An 18,543-nucleotide genomic window follows, 5' to 3' on the forward strand; every position below is an offset into this window, starting at 1 on the left:
CTATTTTCTGTACCTCACCTTGTAGTATAAGTAGTACAGGCTTGGTGTTGCGATCATCGACAGAATTGTGGAAAACGCAATCCCTGCGATGACTGTTACGGCCAGTGGCACAAACAGTGCATCGCCACCGAAGGCAACGGGTGTCAGTGCAATGATGCTTGTTATTGTTGTCAGCAGGATCGGTTTGAATCGGGCACGTCCACTTTCATAGATGGCTTCATTGATATCGAATGCATCGCTCTTCCGCCTTGCTTCAATGAAGTCGAGAAGGACAATCGCATTTCTGACGACGATGCCTGAAAGGGAGACCATGCCCATGATGCCAAGGAAGCTGATCGGTGTCTGGGTGACGAACAACCCGATAATGCCACCACTGATGGCCAGGAATATGCTGAATACGATGATCAGCGGCATGATGATTGAATTGAATTCGATCGCAATGACAAGATATACCAGTATGAGTATGATACCAAATAGAATGCTGATCTCGACGAAGAAATCGGTCTGGTCGGATGCTTCTCCGCCGATGATCATTTCACTGGAACCGGGCAGTTCTCCACGGAATGACTCGATGCTCTCCTCCGCAGCTGCTTCATCGTCTGCATAGACTTGCAGTTCCACCATCCTGTCTCCATTTCTATGATGAATATACTTGGGACTTTCAATTTCGTCCTCTTCGATGAAATCAGAGAGCGGGTATGTTTCCGGCTGCTCTCCCGCCATTTTGACAATATCGATATTCTGGATGGTGGAGTCATCCGAATACCTGAGCGTTGCTTCCCGTGTTTCTCCATCAGCAATGATGCCCTGGACCGGAATGCCTGAAGACAGCATATTCAGTTCATTTTTCACCTGGGATATGGAAATTCCGTTCTCTTCAAGCGCCTGATGATCGATGCTGTATCTGGTCGTCGGTACACTTTCACCCAGATTCGTCGTCACCAGTGCGCCATCCTCTTCCAGTCTATTCCTGAGTGTATCCGTCTGCTCATTGAGCTGGTCGATATCTTCTTCATACAGTTCGACTGTAATCGGTGCACCTGCTGGTGGTCCCTGGACAATCGTCTCCATGAAGAGGGTCGCTTCCGGGAAAGCCTCTCTGAGCGGCGTTTCATACTGGTCGATGGTCTCGGATGCACTGAGCTGTGATTTATCAATTTCGATTGCAATCTGTGCCGTATTCGAGCCAGTCTGATCGAGTGATGCACCAAACAGATTCGGCAGACCTGTGCCGGTGAACAGCGATACCGCTTCAACATGCGGCATTTCATTCAGAATATGATCCAGCACTGCATTGGCATCATCATGCGTCTGCCCGATTGTCTGGGATTCATCGAAAATCAGGTCTACTGTCACTTCAGAACGGTCGGCCTCCGGAAAGAACTCGAATGGTGTAAAACGGATCAGTCCAAGGGACAGCGCACCGATGACCAGTACTGTGAAGAACGTGATGAGTGGGCGTCTGATGATTGCAGGCAGTACCCTGTCCGCATAGAAATCCCCTCCCCGCGTGAACAATCGTCCAAGCAGACCCGGATACTCAGGCACTTTCCTCTGGCCAAGCAAGTATCTGGCGGCCGGTACAAATGTCAGTGCCAGCACAGTCGAGACGAGCATGGTCATGATCAGTATGCTCGGCAGTGCCTTGATGAAGTCCCCATTGGCGCCGGAGAGCAGCAGGAGTGGTGAAAAGGTGAAGACGATGGCGAGTGTGGACGAGATGACCGAAGGGGCCACCTCCTTCACGCCATTATAGACGCCGTCCACACGTCCATCCCCGAGCGTAAATCTTCTTTCTATATTGTCATTGACCACAATGGAATCGTCCACCAGAATACCGAGGGCGATGATCAGCCCGATGACGGAAATCTGGTTGAGGTCGACACCGAACCACGGCACGGGGATCAGACCGATGACAATGGAAAGGACAACAGTCGTCATTACCGTGATGGAACCGGATAGTGACAGTCCGAGTGATGTACTCAGAATGACTGCGATCAGAGCGATGGCCAGGGACATGTAGAGACCGGTAAAGATATCCTCTACATTCTCCCGTTCAGATGAGATGTTTGTCACATCGATACTTTCCGGCAGATCCGAAATCGCCTCATCCATGACCCCCTCAACGTTCTGTGAAACAGAAGGCACATCTTGACCTGGTGCCAGGAACACAGTAAATGATACAGCTGGCTCTTCGTCATATTGAACAATATCTTCCGGATTGTCCGGACGCATTTCAATTTCTGCCAGTTCCGCCAATGGTGTACTCTCAGGCCCGATCCTCACCTGTTCGAGTACTGAGACGGGCGTTTCATCCTCGAACGACAGACGGATGATATTGCCATTCTCCTCTTCCTGACCAAGAATGACAGGACTCAGAGCGCCCTCTATCTCGCCAAGAATCTGATTCGGGTCGAGAGTCGCCTCGGCCATTGCTCCCCGATCGAGCGCGATGGTATAGGATTCTGCGGTATAGCCTTTGACGGTTACACCGTCGATGCCCTCCATCTGAAGCACATCCCTTTCGAGAGCCTCAAGGTTGCTTCTGATATCATCAAGTTCCGCACGTTCACCAGCGTGGAACTGATAGCTCAGCAGTGGAAACGTATTGCTCAGAGACTGCACGACCGGCTCCGCAGCATTCTCAGGCAGATCACCCGAAAATCCGCCTGCAAGGTTGTTGACAGCATTCAGCACATCTTTCGACTCGACTGAATCGGACAGCTCGAGTGTCAGCACCGAAACACCGTCCTGCGAGACAGAGGATACACTGTCCACCCCATCGATGCTGAAAATTTCAGATTCAATAATGTCCGTTATATTCGTTTCCACATCATTTTTATCAGCCCCTGGCCATGCTGTAGTCACATTGATCAGGTTGACTTCAGTCTCTGGGATTTCGCGCTGGTCGATTGTCAGGAATGTATAGATGCCGAAAATCGAAATGGTGAAAATCAGAATGATAAACAGAAGACTGCGTTTAATGATGGCTTCAAATAAATGTTTCATACGTTTTCCTCATCCCTATATGTATCTTCAATTGTTAGATGAAGCCTGCCTTTATGGCAGGCTTCATCTATAGTTCACTGTCATAGCTGAAATATATGCCCACAGCAAATAGTATGAGCACGGCCAGGTATCCTATGACAGTGAACGAATCCGGCACTATCGTCTGCAGGCCGATCATGACCAGCAGACCTAAGGCAAAGCAGATGCCTGCAGCATACTTCATTTACAGTCCTCCTGCTGAGATGTCCCTTCAGGCTTCATTACTGCTACAGGATGAGTGACAGAACTGCCAGCACAATCAGGACAACCACTACGATATAGATGATATTTCTCATGATAAACCTCCTCTGGATATCAAAGTATTCCTCTATACCCTGAAACTGGAGGGGCTAATTGATTTAAAATGATATTAATTGTCGGATTCGATCCATGTCGTCTTCTCTTCAAATGGCGTACGTTTTACTTTCCCCTTCTCCATATCCGGTTCGCCAAGGAAGATGAGACCGAGAATCTCCTCGCGCTCGCTCAGATTGAAATATTCCCTGACTTTCGGCGTATCGAAGATCGGCCCACTTCTCCATATCGAAGCGATGTCCATCTCATGCGCTGCGAGCAGCATATTCTGCGTAGCTGCTGCAACAGCACATACATCCTCAATATAAATTGCTTTTGGATCGTCATCCGGAGACAGGGCCACTACAATGACAGTCGGTGCGGCGAAAGGTTTCTGACTGATCTTCTCAATCCGCTTCTGGCCGGCCTCTGATTCCGGTTCATCCACGCGGCCGTAGGCCACTTCCTTGAGCACCCTGGACAATGGTCTTCTGCCTTCGCCGCTCAGGACAAAAAACTTCCATGGCTCCGTGTGGCGATGGTTCGGGGCCCAGATCGCCGCCTCGAGAATCTTTTCGACCTTCTCCCGTTCCACTGGTACATCTTTCATCTTGCCAATACTGCGCCTGTTCTTTATCGTTTCGAAAACATTCATTTCCATTGCTCCTATACTATGTATTATAATTACTAACTATACATTATCAAACTTTGTTTTCCTTTTACAAAGCAAATGATAATTATTATCACTCTTACTATGATAAGGAGGAACATCCTTGATCTTTCTACTCTTATTCGGCATAGCGGTCGGAATGCTCGTACCCGTGCAGACTTCGGTCAACAGTCGACTGGCAGGCTTCACCCGCTCACTGCTGCTCGCTTCATTCTATTCTTTCCTGACCGGTACAGTTCTGCTGCTTGTCATCAATCTCGCTGTAAACCCGGGAAAACTGGCGCCTTCTTTCATACTCTCACAAGATTTCTCATACATATGGTTCACAGGCGGGCTGCTCGGTGTTATCTACCTGACAGGGAATATCATACTCCTCCCAAAAATAGGAGCTGCACTGACTGTCATCATGACGGTTGCCGGCCAGATGGTCATCGGACTCATGGTGGATACTTTCGGCTGGTTCGGCGCGCCCACACAGCCACTTGGTCTATTCCGCATACTCGGTATCGCCATCATGATTGCAGGCATCGTATTCATGAACTATAAGAAAAGGAGTGCCCGGACCGCACAGAGCCGTTCAAACGGGTGGCTGCTGCTCGGACTGTCCACCGGTGCGCTGCCCCCCATACAGAGCGCGATAAATAGTGCGCTGAGATACGAAGTGTCGTCATTCTTCCTGGCTTCACTGGTGTCATTTGTCGTCGGTACACTGGCACTGCTCGTACTGTCGCTTGCGACGGCACGGCGGCTCAGGTTCCCGACTTCGGTTGATAATGGCCGGCTGCAGTGGTGGCATCTGATGGGCGGGCCACTCGGCGCAGTCTATGTCACCACCAACATCATTCTGCTACCCCACCTTGGTGCGACACTGACGCTCATGAGTGTCATATTCGGGCAGATGCTGATCGGTCTGGCCATCGACCACTTCGGCCTGTTCGGCATCCATACCCACCGGGTCGATACAAGGCGCATCATCGGTGTCCTGATGATACTCTCCGGCATCATTCTGCTGCAGATATAAAGCAATAAAAAAAGCGGAGTATCTACTCCGCTTTTTCCTCTTCCGATCCGTCATTATAAATTTTGAAAACCAAAAAGCCGAAACCGCCCGCTGTCGCCAATACAAAGAATTGTGTCAGGAAATCTACCAAACTCGCCTCCATATGAATCCCCTTTCCTGAAATGTTAAACGAATTATAGCACATGGTGAAAGTGGTTTCACTAAAAAAATATTAAAATTTAAACATTTTTTAATTTAGCGGTTTTGGACCATATTTGTTGGCTGGTCTACTCGGTAGTAACGTAAATATAAGGCCGGCAATATTGACTGCTGCAATGCTTATGACAATCAGTGTTTTTGCGCCTTTTCCGATGAAACTCATGAATGCAAACGGCAGAAGGAGGATGGAAAGATACTGTGGCAGCTGATACCACCCCGAAATCCCTGCATCCTGGTATCTGCGTGATGTGATACTCAGTGAAGGCAGCATGATCAGTGCAGTGAAAATTCCCTCCGTGCGTTCACTCCTCTTGCGACCACCGATGAGTAAAGCGACAAGCGTAAGGATGAGATTGGGGATCCAGAATTCCTGCCTTGTTGCCCGGCCGCTGAACTGGAATGATTTTGTGAAAAACCGTGTCAGATGATTCAGCATTTGCTATCCGCTCCTTTATCTACTTTCATACCGAGTATACATTAGTTGCTGCCGTGTTTTCACCTCATCCCCTTCGGGCATATATAATTGAATCATACCAACCATATAAGGAGCATCATGATGAAAAGAATAGTAATGGGTACCGTATTTACAATTGCAGGCATCGCGCACTTTCTGAAGCCGGGGAAATTTGCCAGGATCACTCCCGGGTTCATTCCGTTCAAGACATTCATCGCCTATTTCACCGGCGTCCTTGAACTCGTATTCGGCGTTCTCCTTCTGGCCGGAAAAATAAAAAACTGGCAGCTCTCAGGCATGCAGAAATTCCTATGGGCTGTCTTCCCGGCCAATATCTATATGTATACGCACCAGGAGAAACTCGGTCTCGACCACCTGCCTAAGTGGGCACTGCTCGGCAGACTGCCCCTTCAGAACCTGATGACCCGTATGCTTGAAGACCTGAAAAGATAGAGCACACTTAAATGTGCTCTATCTCTTTTTGCTGCTCTCTTGAGATTGCCATCATTTTTTCGGGATAGTTCGTCATCAGCGTTTCCACGCCATGATCAATCAGCCTTCTGGCATCTCCTGTTTCGTTCACTGTCCACACCCGGATCCTGTCTTCGATGCCGGAAATTCTGCCAGGGTGCTTCAATATTGCCTTATAGCTGATATGCAGTGCTTCCAGGGCAAGCTCCTCCATATGGTCTATCGGCCATAACGGTACCTTGTCGGTCAGCCAGGCAATCCTTGCTTCCGGGTCGACCGCCTTCATCCTGAGAATGCTCGGCATGTGGAAAGAGGAGTAGATGACTTTATTCAAGTAGTTGTGGCCCTCCACGATGTCATGGACCCTCTGTTCTATGCCCTCATATTCGAACACATTGGTTTTCAGCTCTATGTTCAGTTCAATTTCATGCTGTCCCACAAGGTTCATGACCTCATCCAGAGTCGGAATCCGTTCCAGAGTCCAGGTCGCCGGATCGTAATTGTCCAAGTCTTCAAACTCACTGCCTGCACTCAGCGTCTTCAGCGTATGGAGATCCATATCCTTCACTGCACCTTTGCCGTCGGTCGTACGATCGACATATTCATCATGGATGACAACGACTTCACCGTCCCGGGTCAGGTGGACATCTATCTCCAGGCCATCCACTCCCGCTTCAATCGCCTTTTTGAATGCAAGCATCGTATTTTCAGGGTACTCTCCCATGGCGCCTCTGTGACCATATATCTTCGTCTGCATTGGACTTCCTCCCAATCAGTATATTGTTATAAGGGCAATGCTCAATTTTTGGCGCCATCATGCCGGTTGCAGCGCCTAAGCTATGGTGATGTAAAGCTTGGATTTTTATTTTCCTTCCATATATACCATTTAATCATAAATACTTTGTCCATATTGTATATTTACATAATCTTAAAGAAGTTATCATTCCTGTAATGAAAGGTGAAGAGATGGATTCACAGTTTGGAAGCGATCCCTCTTTTCACTCTGCAGGCGAATACAACTATCATTAGTCCAAGGATTTTATACAGCCGCTTGATTTTTTTAACTTATTTATAATTAACTTGGGATTGCAAGACGTTATAATTTGACGTACTTGTCCCAATACTGGAAAATCATATTATAGGGGTCAGGAAGTTATAACCCTTCGATTTTTGGGAATAGATAGTATGGATACTTGAAAAACAAAGGAGTGGAATTCATGAATCAGGAACAATTCGACAAAGTCAAGAATGGAAAAGGATTTATTGCAGCGCTCGACCAGAGTGGCGGCAGTACCCCGAAGGCACTTCTCGGTTATGGTGTTCAGGAAGATGCCTATTCCAATGAAGATGAAATGTTCACACTTGTGCATGAGATGCGTACACGGATCATCACCTCACCTTCATTCAATTCCGATCAGATTCTCGGTGCCATCCTGTTTGAACAGACGATGGATCGCGAAATCGAAGGCAAGTACACTGCCGAGTACTTGGCAGACAAAGGCATCGTGCCTTTCCTGAAAGTGGATAAGGGACTTGCGGATGAGAAGGATGGCGTACAGCTCATGAAGCCGATGCCGGAACTCGACCAGCTGCTTGAACGTGCAAATGAAAGAGGCATTTTCGGTACGAAGATGCGTTCCAATATTCTTGAGCCGAATGAACAGGGCATCAAGGAAGTCGTCGACCAGCAGTTTGAAGTCGGCAGACAGATTCTGAATGCCGGTCTTGTACCGATCATCGAGCCTGAGGTCAATGTCTACAGCGAGAATAAAGTGCAGTCCGAGAAGATTCTCAGAGAAGAGATCGAGAAGCACCTCGATCAGCTGACAGAAGATCAGCAGGTCATGCTGAAGCTGTCCATCCCGACAAATGCCAATGAATACAAATCTCTCATCGAACATCCGAGAGTGGTCCGGGTGGTTGCCCTATCCGGCGGCTATTCAAGAGACGAGGCGAATGAAAAGCTCAGGGAGAACGAAGGATTGATTGCAAGCTTCTCCCGTGCACTGGCAGCAGAACTCAACGTCAACCAGTCCGATGATGAATTTGACAAGAAGCTGAAAGAGGCTGTAGATACAATCTATGATGCTTCCGTCAATAAAAAATAGTACTATTGATGCCTCCATCAATGATGGAGGCACAATCTTTTTTTAACTTATTCGCCTTTTAGGGTGGACATACCACTTTATATGATGTATAGTAACTGTAATAAGATTTTTAAGTATAGCAGTATCTAATTCACATGTTACAAAGAGTAATCGTGATTTGGCCGGTACTTTTTGTAACGTGTGAATTTTTTTATGTTTATACGCTTAAGATATTATTAAATTTATTTATGGAGGTCATTTATATGACACAAGGTACAGTTAAATGGTTCAATGCAGACAAAGGTTTCGGTTTCATCGAAGTTGAAGGCGGAGACGACGTATTCGCTCACTTCTCCAACATTGAAGGAGAAGGCTACAAAACACTTGACGAAGGTCAAGCTGTAGAATTCAGCATCGAAGAAGGTCAGCGCGGACCACAAGCTGTTAACATCGTAAAACTTTAATAATATTTTAGGATATTACTAGTATTTCATGTTAATGGAAATCCCCTCTCAATATTGAGAGGGGATTTTTTTATGCCTTTATCTGTCCTGAGCCTAGAATGACGTACTTGTAGCTCGTCAGTGCTTCGAGCCCCATCGGGCCTCTGGCATGGAGTTTCTGGGTACTGATGCCGATCTCTCCGCCGAAGCCGAACATCTCGCCGTCCGTGAAACGGGTGGATGCATTGACGTATACTGCAGCCGAATCGATATCGTCCAGAAAATCCTGGGCGTGGGTGTAGCTGGTCGTTACGATCGCATCGGAATGCCCGGATGAATATTTTTCTATATGCGAAACCGCAGTCTCGTAGTCCGCCACAATCTTCACGGCAATTTCATTGGCCAGATATTCCGCGTGGTAGTCCGCTTCTGTCGCCGGCACTGCATCTTTGAGACGTGCACACACTGTTTCATCTCCATGGATCAGCACCCCTTTTTCAGCCAGTGCTTCTGACAAGATTGGCAATGCCGTATCAGCGATGCTTTCATCGATCAGCAGCGTCTCGAGTGCATTGCAGACCGAAGGGCGCTGCGTCTTGCCGTTGATCAATATGGATTTTGCCATGGCCAGGTCAGCCTGCTCGTGTATGTAGAGGTGACAGTTGCCCGTCCCTGTTTCGATGACCGGCACCGTGGCATTGTCGAGTACTGTCTGGATCAGGCTGCCCCCGCCCCGGGGAATCAGACAGTCGAGACCGGCGTTGAACTTCATGAATTTTGCCGCCAGTTCCCTGGATGGATCTGTAATCAGCTGGATGCTGTCGGCGGGAACACTGGAACCTTCAAGCCCGGATTTCAGCGCCTGGATCAGTGCCTTGTTGCTGTTGATCGCTTCCTTGCCGCCTCTCAAAATCACGCTGTTTCCCGCTTTCAGGCACAGTGCTGTTGCATCGACCGTCACGTTCGGACGCGATTCATAGATGATGCCGATGACACCAAGCGGAACACTCCTTCTTGTAATTCTGAGGCCATCACCATTCACCCACTCGCCCTTTGACACTGCAGTCGGATCCGGCAGGCCGGCGATCTGTCTCAGGCCATTCGCCATGCCCTGGATTCGCTCCTGATTCAAAGTCAGACGCTCGACCATGGCTTCCGGGTATTCTGCTTCCTTGCTGTGCATCAGATCCTTCATATTCTCATTCAGAATGAAATCCTGCTGTGCTTCCAGCGCTTCCGCCATTTTTTCGAGAGCATCATTCTTCTCGGCAGTACTCAGCTTACGCAGTACTTTCGCAGATGATTTTGCAGCTATCCCCATCTGCTCAAGTGTCATATCTGTATCTACAGATGCATGTGCCATTATTTTTCCTCCCCTTGCAGTGCTTTTTCACGCACATCTTTCTTGAATAGCGTACCGATCTCGTTTCCTTTCAATATATCGAAAACCAGGCAAGGATCTTCAGCACTCGTGATGATCATGCTCTTGTCATTATCCATCAGATACTTGGCTGCCTTCAGCTTCGTCTCCATGCCACCGGTTGCAAACGTGGAGCCAGTACCGTCTGCCATGCCGAGTATATCCGCGTCCACGTTACCGACGCTTGGTATCAGTTTCGCATAGGCAGTGGTCTGCGGATTGGCATCATACAGCCCATCGACATCACTTAATATGATCAGCAGATCTGCATCGACAAGTTCAGTCACGACCGCTGCAAGCGTATCATTCTCACCGAACTTTCTATTGTAGGTTTTCTCATCTGTCGAGATGGCATCATTTTCATTGATGACGGGGATGATCTTTCTCGCCAACAGGGAATTTATCGCAGACTTGCAGTTGACATAGGAAATTGGGCAGTCGACGATATCACGGGTCATCAGAATCTGGCCGACATACTGGTCATAATGCTGGAAGAAGCGGCAGTATAGATTCATGAGGGCGCACTGGCCGACGGAAGCCAGGGCCTGGAAGTCTGCGACTGTTTCAGGGTATTCCTTTAGTTTCAACGTACAGGCGCCGACACCGACGGCACCTGAACTGACGAGTATGACTTCTTTCCCCTGCTGCTGAAGTACGGAACAGACGTAGGACAATCGATCGATTTTACGGTAGTCAATTTCTCCGGGCGACTTCATTATCGAATTTGTGCCGATCTTTATGACGATACGTTTACTGTCTTTCAGAAAATCACGATTCATCTAAACCCCTCCCATGAAGGTACAATTAATAATATCTATTAATTATACATAAAATTGCATATAAATCCATACTTATTTTAGATTTTTCTAAACTTTTCTTATGTGGGTAATTCTAATTGCTTTTATTAACGTATTAAAAAACCCGGAACCATAGGGTTCCGGGCAAGCTATTCTATTCACGCAGGGCATCATGTATTTCAGCAAATTTCCGGGCAGTATATTCACTCATACCCCTATCCTCGACGTCTTCAACATAAAGGCTCATGACCATATCTTTTGTGCTCTGATCGTAGCCGATGAACCAGCCCGTCTCTTCTCCACGGGTATCCTGTGACGTCTTATTTTCACTGGTTCCGGTCTTGCCGGCAAATTCGGCATAGTCACGCTCTGTATCATCAGGATGGTTCAGTCTGACGACATCCCGCATCGCCGTTTCAAGATAATCGAGCTTGTCCTGGCTTGCAATGTCTTCAATCAGCACATTATCCTCGCTTTCGAGTGTGATGTGCGGCTCATAGACATCTCCACCATTGATGACTGCACCGTAGATGGACGTGATCTGGATTGGTGAAATCAGCAGCTCTCCCTGCCCATAGCCTGTATCTGCCAGCAGTATATCACTCTCTATCGTGCCATCATTGGAAACCTGGCTTGTATAGATCGGATAGTCCGTATCATATTCCTGGCCGATGCCAAGATCCTCCATGCCCTCTATGAAGGTTTCCGCTCCAAGATCGAGGGCCGTGCGTGTAAAGTAGATATTGTCGGAATAGGTCAGTGCCTTCCTCAGATCGAATGATTCGTCCATCACGTGGTAGCGGTTCACTTCATAGCCGCCCCATGACTCATCCTGCTGCCAGCCTTTTCCTGTAATCTCCATTTCAGCGTCCCTGTCAAAAGTATCCGAATTCATCGCTATGATCGATGTCAGTATCTTCTGGGTGGAACCTGGAGACGTCGTACGATTGAATTTATTCAGCAACGGGCTGCCATCGTCGGATTCGAGTGCATCATATTCTTCTTGTGACAGGCCGAACATGAAGTCATAGGGGCTTGGACTCGGATAGCTGACGGTAGCAAGCATTTCACCGTTATTCGGATCCATGGCAACACCCGCTCCCGAATCCTCTTCGAGATTCTCATAGATGGTCGACTGGGTGTCACCATCAATTGTCAGGATGATGTCCTCTCCGTCCTTCGGCGCTTCGCTAAACAGTTCTTCTTCAGTAGTGCCACTATCATCCACAAACTGGACGGTATAGCCCTGCTCCGGCTTGAGTCTGTCTTCATACAGCCTTTCAATGCCCCTTTTTCCGATCATGTCACCGGAGCTGTATCCTTCCCGCTCCTCAAGTTCCTCTGCAGTAATCGGTCCAACATAACCGAGCAGATGGAAGCTTGCTTCATCAAGCGGATATTCCCGCTCACTGAAAGATTGGATGGAGAGCCCCTGTGCTTCGAAGTCCGCTTTCTCTTCATCATCAAAACGGTGCGCATCCTTCACCGGCACGAACATGCCATCTTCAATCCAGGACTCATTGAAAATACTTTGAAGACTTTCCTCTTCCATGTCGAGCACTTCAGCGGTCTCGAGCAGTTCTGATTCATCCACCTGGCCGGCGATGTACCCTACTGTTTCCTTTGTACCATTGAATGCAAGCGGTTCACCATTACGGTCCAGTATGTCTCCCCGCGCACCTGAAGTCGTCGCAATGCTCAGCTCATTATCATCAAGTCCCGGGATGATCATATCCGGTGTCCATTCGACAAACCACTCATTCTCTTCTTCATTGTAGGTGAAATCCATCTGGTATTCCCTGTTCATTTCCCCATAGCGGGTATCCAGCACAAGATTGCCGACATACGTCTGCCCGGTGTCATCTTCCGATTCGGATTCTATCTTTTCCAAGTCCTTAAGACGTGCGGTTTCGACTCCGAGCGAATCGAACAGCTGCTGGTTCCGCTCAACCACTTCCGCTTCAGAGTAGTTCTCTTTCGAAGATGCGTTAATAAGCGGGTATATGTCTGCGTAGTCTCCATTCTGATAGGCTTCAGTGAACTGATTCAGCGTTTCCTCTTCCGACTTCTGAAACAGATCCGATGTCATCAGAAAATAAAGACCCACAGCCAGAATTATTACAATTACCGGTATCGACCATAGAAATTTCTTCATCTTGACCTCCACAATTTTTAATATTCATCATTATACCAGTGATGGGCAGCACCTTAAAGAGAACACAATATTTTCCTGGTGGAAAACGAGCTGAACCCCGTCCCATGCTATAACACCCTTAAAGTGATAGTATGAAGGCAACCTATAAAAGAACGAGGGGATTCTATGTGCCTGATCATTTTTCAAAAGAACAACCACCCGCACTACAAGCTGGTCATTGCAGCAAACCGGGATGAATTCTATGGCCGTCCGACAGCCCCAGCCCAGTTCTGGGAAGACCATCCCGACATGCTTGCCGGACAGGACCGGAAGAAAGGCGGTACATGGCTCGGACTGACGAAGCAGGGACGGTTTGCAGCCGTTACGAACATCAGGAAACCAGGTTTCTTGGATACGGATAAGAAATCACGCGGCGCACTGGTCAGTGACTACCTCACCGGACACGCAACACCAGAAGCCTATCTTGATGCCCTCGACCGCGAGAAGGATGACTACTCCGGGTTCAATCTGCTTGTCGGCAACCAGGACGAACTCTTCTACCTGAACAACGATGGCGGCAGTGTCGATGCTGTTACCGACGGTGCCCATGGTCTGAGCAATCATCATCTCGATACCCCATGGCCGAAAGTCGTCAAAGGTAGAACGAGGCTTGAGGAATATATGCATAATACAGACGCGTTGGACATCGACGTCATTTTCGAGCTGCTTGCCGACTCCGAACAGACCACGGAAGAACTGCCGGAAACCGGCCTGGCCGAATCACTCGAGCGCCAGCTGTCATCCGCCTTCATCAATATCCCGGAATATGGCACCCGGTCATCCACCGTCGTTCTTGTGGACCATGACGACAATGCAACATTCGTTGAACGAACATTTTCAGAAGACGGACAGACCGGCGAAAGCCAATATGCATTCAAAATCGACTCGTATTAATCTACTGGCTAAATTGACCTGACTACACATATGCCTTATCATTAGTATATAGATGATTTGCCTGACGATAGCATTCAGCAGAAGAATGAGGCATATTTCAAGTCTACACATAAGAACACGAGTACCAGCCCCAACCAACGAAAGAAATATCCATAAAAGTGAGGAGGTCGTACCATGGCATATGTTATCCTGCAACCGTGTATGTCTGAGAAGTCCGGAGACTGCGTAGAAGTCTGTCCCGTCGATTGCATCGAAGAAGGAGCAGATCAGTTCTACATTGATCCTGACATCTGCATCGACTGTGGCGCATGCGTCGCCGTCTGCCCGGTAGATGCGATCGTAGAAGAATACGAAATGACACCGGAAGATGAGCCATTCCTGGCCAAAGCCGAGAAGTTTTTCGCGAGTAAATAAAATGAACCTTGTTCGAGGGAGTGTCCTCGAACAAGGTTCATTTTTTAATTCATAATCTACCCATAGTTTTGATGTTAAAAATTCTAAGCCATTTATACTATTCTCGAACCAAATGAAAGACCATCGCAAAGCTCAATTGAACTTTGCGATGGTCTTTTTGCTTCTCTACCCATATAGGTTAATTACACAGTAGGTGTACTTGCTTGGTTCAATTCATCGATATACTTCTGCATATCCTCTTCTGTAAATTTACCTTCACTGAAGTTGGATAAGGCGCGCAGTGGCAGATACTTCGTCATTGCTTCCATCATATCACTCATACCACTATTTTCATCCATATGCTGAGTAAGCGGTGTCTCAACACTGGCAAGCATATTTTCAACAATTTTTGCTTGCTCAGGGTTCTTCATCAAATCACCCATCGTCGTATTGCGATTCACTTTCTCTGGCTTAGTATGGCTATCTTTTACAGTTATTGTCTGAGAAAGTTCAAGATTCCTTGAAGATGAACCAACTGCAACTTCAAACTTTCCACCTTCTACGCGCCAGTCCTGGAGATCAACATCATAAAAAGCAAAGGAACGCATATCGAGGTCAAAAGTGACTTTCTTTGTTTCGCCTGCCTCCAGGTGGACTTTCTCAAACCCTTTCAATTCCTGCTCAGGGCGTGAAATCGTAGTCTCGACATCTTTTATATAAAGTTGTGCAACTGCCTTGCCTGCACGATCTCCTGTGTTACTGATGTCCACAGAAACTTTTACGTTATAGTCTCCATCTTTTGATTCTTCCACTTCAAGATTACCGAATTCGAATGTCGTATAGCTCAACCCATAACCAAATGGGAACAGCGGCTCCACATTTTTCTTGTCATAGTAGCGATAACCGACATAGATACCTTCTTTATATTCTACTTCATCACCGTCGCCTGGGAAGTTGAGGTATGAAGGATTATCTTCCAATCTAACTGGGAAAGTTTCGGCCAATCTGCCACTCGGGTTTACATCACCATACAGCAGTTTGGCAATTGCGCTGCCTAGAGCCTGGCCTCCAAGATATCCTTCAAGCACGGCTTTAACTTTAGGTAGCCAAGGCATCTCTATAGGCGCACCATTGCTCAGTACAACGACAATATTAGATTGGACTTCGCTGATCGCTTCAATCAGTTGAAGCTGGTTCTCAGGCAATGATAGATGCGTGCGGTCATAACCTTCAGATTCATATGCATCCGGTAAGCCAAGGAACAGCACTGCTGTTTCTGCTTGGACAGCATGATTTTTGGCTTCCTGTAGCAGAGCATCATCTACTTGGTCTCCGTCAAGCGCATAACCTTCAGAGTAACTCACGTCAGCCGTATTATCTTGGCACAGTTCGTTATAGATGTCATCAAGCTCTGTTGGATTGATGTTTGAACTGCCTCCGCCCTGATAACGTGGTTTTCTCGCCAGTGCACCAATGATGGCGATATCTTTTTCTTTGGAGATTGGGAGAATCTGGTCTTCGTTTTTCAGAAGTACCATACTTTCAGATGCCACTTCACTTGCGAAATTATGATGCGCTTTCTTATCAAAAGATACATCATTCTTTTGACTTTCTACAACTTTGAAAATCAATTCAAGCAGTCCTTCTACAGACTCATCCAACTGACCAGTCTCCAGTTCGCCTGATTCAACAGCTTCAAGCAGTTTCTTCTTGCCGATGCCATAACTGCCTGGCATTTCAAGTTCAAGACCAGCCTTCAAGCTTGCTACTCTCTCATTTACCGCACCCCAGTCGGATACTACAATCCCATCAAATCCCCATTCTTCTCTAAGGATTTCTGTGAGTAGACGGTGGTTCTCTGAAGCGAACTCACCATTTACTTTATTGTATGCACTCATTACCGTCCAAGGCTGGGCCTTTTTTACAGCCCCTTCGAAGCTTGCGAGGTATATTTCGCGCAACGTTCGCTCATCTACTACAGCATTTGTAGACATGCGTCTGTGCTCTTGGTTATTGACAGCGAAGTGTTTCAACGATCCACCTACACCTTGGCTCTGCAAACCATTGATATGACTCGCAGCAAGTTCACTGGATAGATACGGGTCTTCCGAGAAATATTCAAAGTTGCGCCCACATAGTGGGGAACGTTTAATATTGGCACCCGGTCCAAGCAGTACACCCACTTTTTCTGATAACGCCTCTGTTCCAAGTGTACGTCCCACTTTTGTGAGCAGATTACGATCCCATGTACTTGCAAGACCTGCTGCTGAAGGGAAACAGGTTGCAGGCAGACTGTCGGTCAATCCCAAATGGTCGGCCCCTTCCGCTTGTTTTCTAACCCCGTGAGGCCCATCAGTTACCAGTATTGAAGGAACACCAAGGCGCTCTATTCCCTTTAGATTCCAGAAATCAGCACCTGAACACATTTCAACCTTTTCTTCGAGAGTCATCTGGCTCAGTATTTCTTTGATTTTGTCGGACATAATGAATGCCTCCTCTAATTTTATGTTCAATTTACTCGTCACCCACGCTCTATTTACTATTATTAAAATAAGCTGGACATCATTTTTCGAGTGAACTCGCCTTTTTCATCTCTTCTTTCCTCCGGAAATTCCTGAGGATGCTTTGCTTTCAACTTTTCGAACTGCTCTTCCCGACCAGTTTCAATCAATCTCTGACCGTAATTCTTAAGGAATCCTTTGGCATGGAAAGGTCCCCCCTCTTTCATAACTGTCCAAAGTGGATCAACATCAAGACCTGCTTTTATCATCGTCGTATCACGCCACTGGTTCAAATAGTAAGCGCCTTCCATACATACTTCTCTGTGTGCTTCAGCGACATTGTTTTCTTCTCTTGGATCATCCTTTAGATTGAAAAGCATCTCATCATCGAATAGATGGTAACCGTCGTGGTATGTTTTCATATAGAGCCAATCACCGAATCTGACGCTACGCTGCGCAACATGTGCACATTGTGAAATCACTAGATAGTCCCGTCCGGTATCTGCGCCCGTTTTCAAGGAGTCAGCAAAACTGCGACCATCCCAATTTGGAGAAGCTGGCAGATCAAGCATTTCCGCCAATGTAAGCGGCAGGTCCAGATGATAGTGGAGACCTTCGTCCACTACACCTTCTTGCATTCCTGGCCATTTGATGATCATTGGTATCCGGCATGTCCCATCATCTGCAGTCGCGTGTTCCCCATAAATGCCAAGCTGTCCCATGTTTTCCCCGTGATCTGCAGAAATGATGATGACGGTGTCTTCCAACACACCCAGTTGCTCAAGATGATCAACCAGCATCCCTACGTGTTCATCTACGTAACGGATCCCCGTATCATATCCATCAATCATCTTTCTCAAATCAGCCATCGTCTTTATCTCGCCTGGGCTTCTTGGGAACTTATCGCTCACCTCGTTGGTATAGGTCATATTGTTATGATCGATTTCGAGCTCATGTACACTATGTGGTCCCACTGCCTGTTGGTGCTTTTCAAGCGTTTCTTCGTTGGCCCATGATGGCAATTCAGTATTTTCGAATGGATTTCCGAAACTCTCAGGTGCCCGGTAAGGCGTATGTGCATCCCAATAGTTGATGTAAAGGAACCAATCGTCGTCTTTACCATTCTTGTCCAACCAGTCTTTAGCTACAGGTGTCACCTGCTCAGCAGATTCCATACCAAATCCACCTGTGTTGAAAATTTCATTGAAACCCGCATAGAAATTGTACGTTCCATGTCTTTGTGGAAAAGGACTGATCAACGCTGTATTCAACCCCGCGCCAAGCTGTAGGAACGAAGGGAGTGACCCACCGACGGATAGATCTGAAAATAGGTTTCTGCTCTCCCCTTCATGTCTCATGTCACCGGCAGTACCGCCATGTCCGACAAGACCATTGCGCAGGCCGAACTGTCCGGACATCAGAGCGGTGCGTGAAGGGGCGCAAGGGGCATCGGAAGTATAGTAGTTGTTGAACTGGACCCCTTGCTCTGCAATCTTATCGATATTTGGAGAGGTGTCTCGTTCATATCCGTAACTCCCTAAGTGACGTGGACTTACAGAGTCTAGATCTAGAAATAAAACTTTCACGTATATCGCTCCTTGTATTTTCAAATTATGTTTCTTATCGTTTAAATCTTTAAAATCTATAGTAAGACACTC

The 18,543-nt window shown here is 47.3% G+C and carries 16 protein-coding genes; 6 read left to right on the forward strand and 10 right to left on the reverse strand.

Going from position 1 to position 18,543, the window contains the following annotated elements; all coding sequences use genetic code 11:
* The 3 genes from GQ671_RS12645 to GQ671_RS12650 form a co-directional block, all read right to left on the reverse strand.
* Window positions 1-3,009: an efflux RND transporter permease subunit gene (locus GQ671_RS12645; protein WP_160657887.1), complete on the reverse strand. Its 3,009-nt coding sequence runs from the start codon at window positions 3,007-3,009 to the stop codon at window positions 1-3.
* Window positions 3,010-3,076: 67 nt separating this feature from the next.
* Window positions 3,077-3,232 (reverse strand): hypothetical protein, encoded by a 156-nt coding sequence (locus GQ671_RS12935; RefSeq protein ID WP_170288713.1) that lies wholly within the window; start codon window positions 3,230-3,232, stop codon window positions 3,077-3,079.
* 186 nt (window positions 3,233-3,418) lie between these two features.
* Window positions 3,419-3,997: a nitroreductase family protein gene (locus tag GQ671_RS12650; RefSeq protein ID WP_160657890.1), complete on the reverse strand. Its 579-nt coding sequence runs from the start codon at window positions 3,995-3,997 to the stop codon at window positions 3,419-3,421.
* Window positions 3,998-4,115: 118 nt separating this feature from the next.
* Between GQ671_RS12650 and GQ671_RS12655 the strand changes: the two genes are divergently transcribed.
* The gene (locus GQ671_RS12655) at window positions 4,116-5,033 is read left to right on the forward strand and encodes a DMT family transporter (RefSeq protein ID WP_160657892.1); all 918 of its coding nucleotides are present in this window, start codon (window positions 4,116-4,118) and stop codon (window positions 5,031-5,033) included.
* 229 nt (window positions 5,034-5,262) lie between these two features.
* On the opposite strand, the gene GQ671_RS12660 is transcribed toward GQ671_RS12655, so the two are convergent.
* On the reverse strand, window positions 5,263-5,667 hold the full coding sequence (locus tag GQ671_RS12660; RefSeq protein WP_160657894.1) for a DUF805 domain-containing protein: 405 nt from the start codon (window positions 5,665-5,667) through the stop codon (window positions 5,263-5,265).
* 120 nt (window positions 5,668-5,787) lie between these two features.
* Between GQ671_RS12660 and GQ671_RS12665 the strand changes: the two genes are divergently transcribed.
* On the forward strand, window positions 5,788-6,138 hold the full coding sequence (locus tag GQ671_RS12665; RefSeq protein WP_170288714.1) for a DoxX family protein: 351 nt from the start codon (window positions 5,788-5,790) through the stop codon (window positions 6,136-6,138).
* A gap of 7 nt (window positions 6,139-6,145) precedes the next feature.
* On the opposite strand, the gene GQ671_RS12670 is transcribed toward GQ671_RS12665, so the two are convergent.
* On the reverse strand, window positions 6,146-6,913 hold the full coding sequence (locus GQ671_RS12670) for a glycerophosphodiester phosphodiesterase (RefSeq protein WP_160657898.1): 768 nt from the start codon (window positions 6,911-6,913) through the stop codon (window positions 6,146-6,148).
* A gap of 460 nt (window positions 6,914-7,373) precedes the next feature.
* On the opposite strand from GQ671_RS12670, the gene GQ671_RS12675 reads away from it, so the two are divergent.
* Both GQ671_RS12675 and GQ671_RS12680 read left to right on the forward strand, forming a co-directional pair.
* The gene (locus GQ671_RS12675; protein WP_160657900.1) at window positions 7,374-8,264 is read left to right on the forward strand and encodes a fructose bisphosphate aldolase; all 891 of its coding nucleotides are present in this window, start codon (window positions 7,374-7,376) and stop codon (window positions 8,262-8,264) included.
* 242 nt (window positions 8,265-8,506) lie between these two features.
* Window positions 8,507-8,707 carry a cold-shock protein gene (locus tag GQ671_RS12680; protein WP_145288934.1) on the forward strand — a complete coding sequence of 67 codons (201 nt, stop codon included), beginning with the start codon at window positions 8,507-8,509 and terminating at the stop codon, window positions 8,705-8,707.
* Window positions 8,708-8,777: 70 nt separating this feature from the next.
* On the opposite strand, the gene GQ671_RS12685 is transcribed toward GQ671_RS12680, so the two are convergent.
* The 3 genes from GQ671_RS12685 to GQ671_RS12695 form a co-directional block, all read right to left on the reverse strand.
* Window positions 8,778-10,049 (reverse strand): glutamate-5-semialdehyde dehydrogenase, encoded by a 1,272-nt coding sequence (locus tag GQ671_RS12685; protein ID WP_160657903.1) that lies wholly within the window; start codon window positions 10,047-10,049, stop codon window positions 8,778-8,780.
* The gene (gene proB / locus GQ671_RS12690) at window positions 10,049-10,885 is read right to left on the reverse strand and encodes a glutamate 5-kinase (protein ID WP_160657905.1); all 837 of its coding nucleotides are present in this window, start codon (window positions 10,883-10,885) and stop codon (window positions 10,049-10,051) included. Before proB ends, GQ671_RS12685 begins: the two co-directional genes overlap by 1 nt.
* A gap of 172 nt (window positions 10,886-11,057) precedes the next feature.
* A complete protein-coding gene (locus GQ671_RS12695; protein WP_160657907.1) occupies window positions 11,058-13,058 on the reverse strand; it encodes a penicillin-binding transpeptidase domain-containing protein in 2,001 nt (666 codons plus the stop codon).
* Between the two features lie 165 nt (window positions 13,059-13,223).
* Here GQ671_RS12695 and GQ671_RS12700 point away from each other — a divergent pair, with 165 nt between their 5' ends.
* Both GQ671_RS12700 and GQ671_RS12705 read left to right on the forward strand, forming a co-directional pair.
* Window positions 13,224-13,991, forward strand: coding sequence for an NRDE family protein (locus GQ671_RS12700; protein WP_160657911.1), 768 nt, complete (start codon window positions 13,224-13,226; stop codon window positions 13,989-13,991).
* 174 nt (window positions 13,992-14,165) lie between these two features.
* Window positions 14,166-14,405 (forward strand): indolepyruvate ferredoxin oxidoreductase subunit alpha, encoded by a 240-nt coding sequence (locus GQ671_RS12705; protein ID WP_160657913.1) that lies wholly within the window; start codon window positions 14,166-14,168, stop codon window positions 14,403-14,405.
* Between the two features lie 182 nt (window positions 14,406-14,587).
* Here GQ671_RS12705 and GQ671_RS12710 read toward each other — a convergent pair whose 3' ends face one another.
* Complete coding sequence (locus GQ671_RS12710) at window positions 14,588-16,867, reverse strand: glycoside hydrolase family 3 C-terminal domain-containing protein (RefSeq protein ID WP_160657915.1); 2,280 nt, start codon at window positions 16,865-16,867, stop codon at window positions 14,588-14,590.
* Between the two features lie 62 nt (window positions 16,868-16,929).
* A complete protein-coding gene (locus GQ671_RS12715) occupies window positions 16,930-18,471 on the reverse strand; it encodes a sulfatase family protein (protein ID WP_160657917.1) in 1,542 nt (513 codons plus the stop codon).
* Window positions 18,472-18,543 lie beyond the last annotated feature (72 nt).

The sequence above is a fragment of the Salinicoccus hispanicus genome (assembly GCF_009831115.1).
GTDB lineage: Bacteria > Bacillota > Bacilli > Staphylococcales > Salinicoccaceae > Salinicoccus > Salinicoccus hispanicus.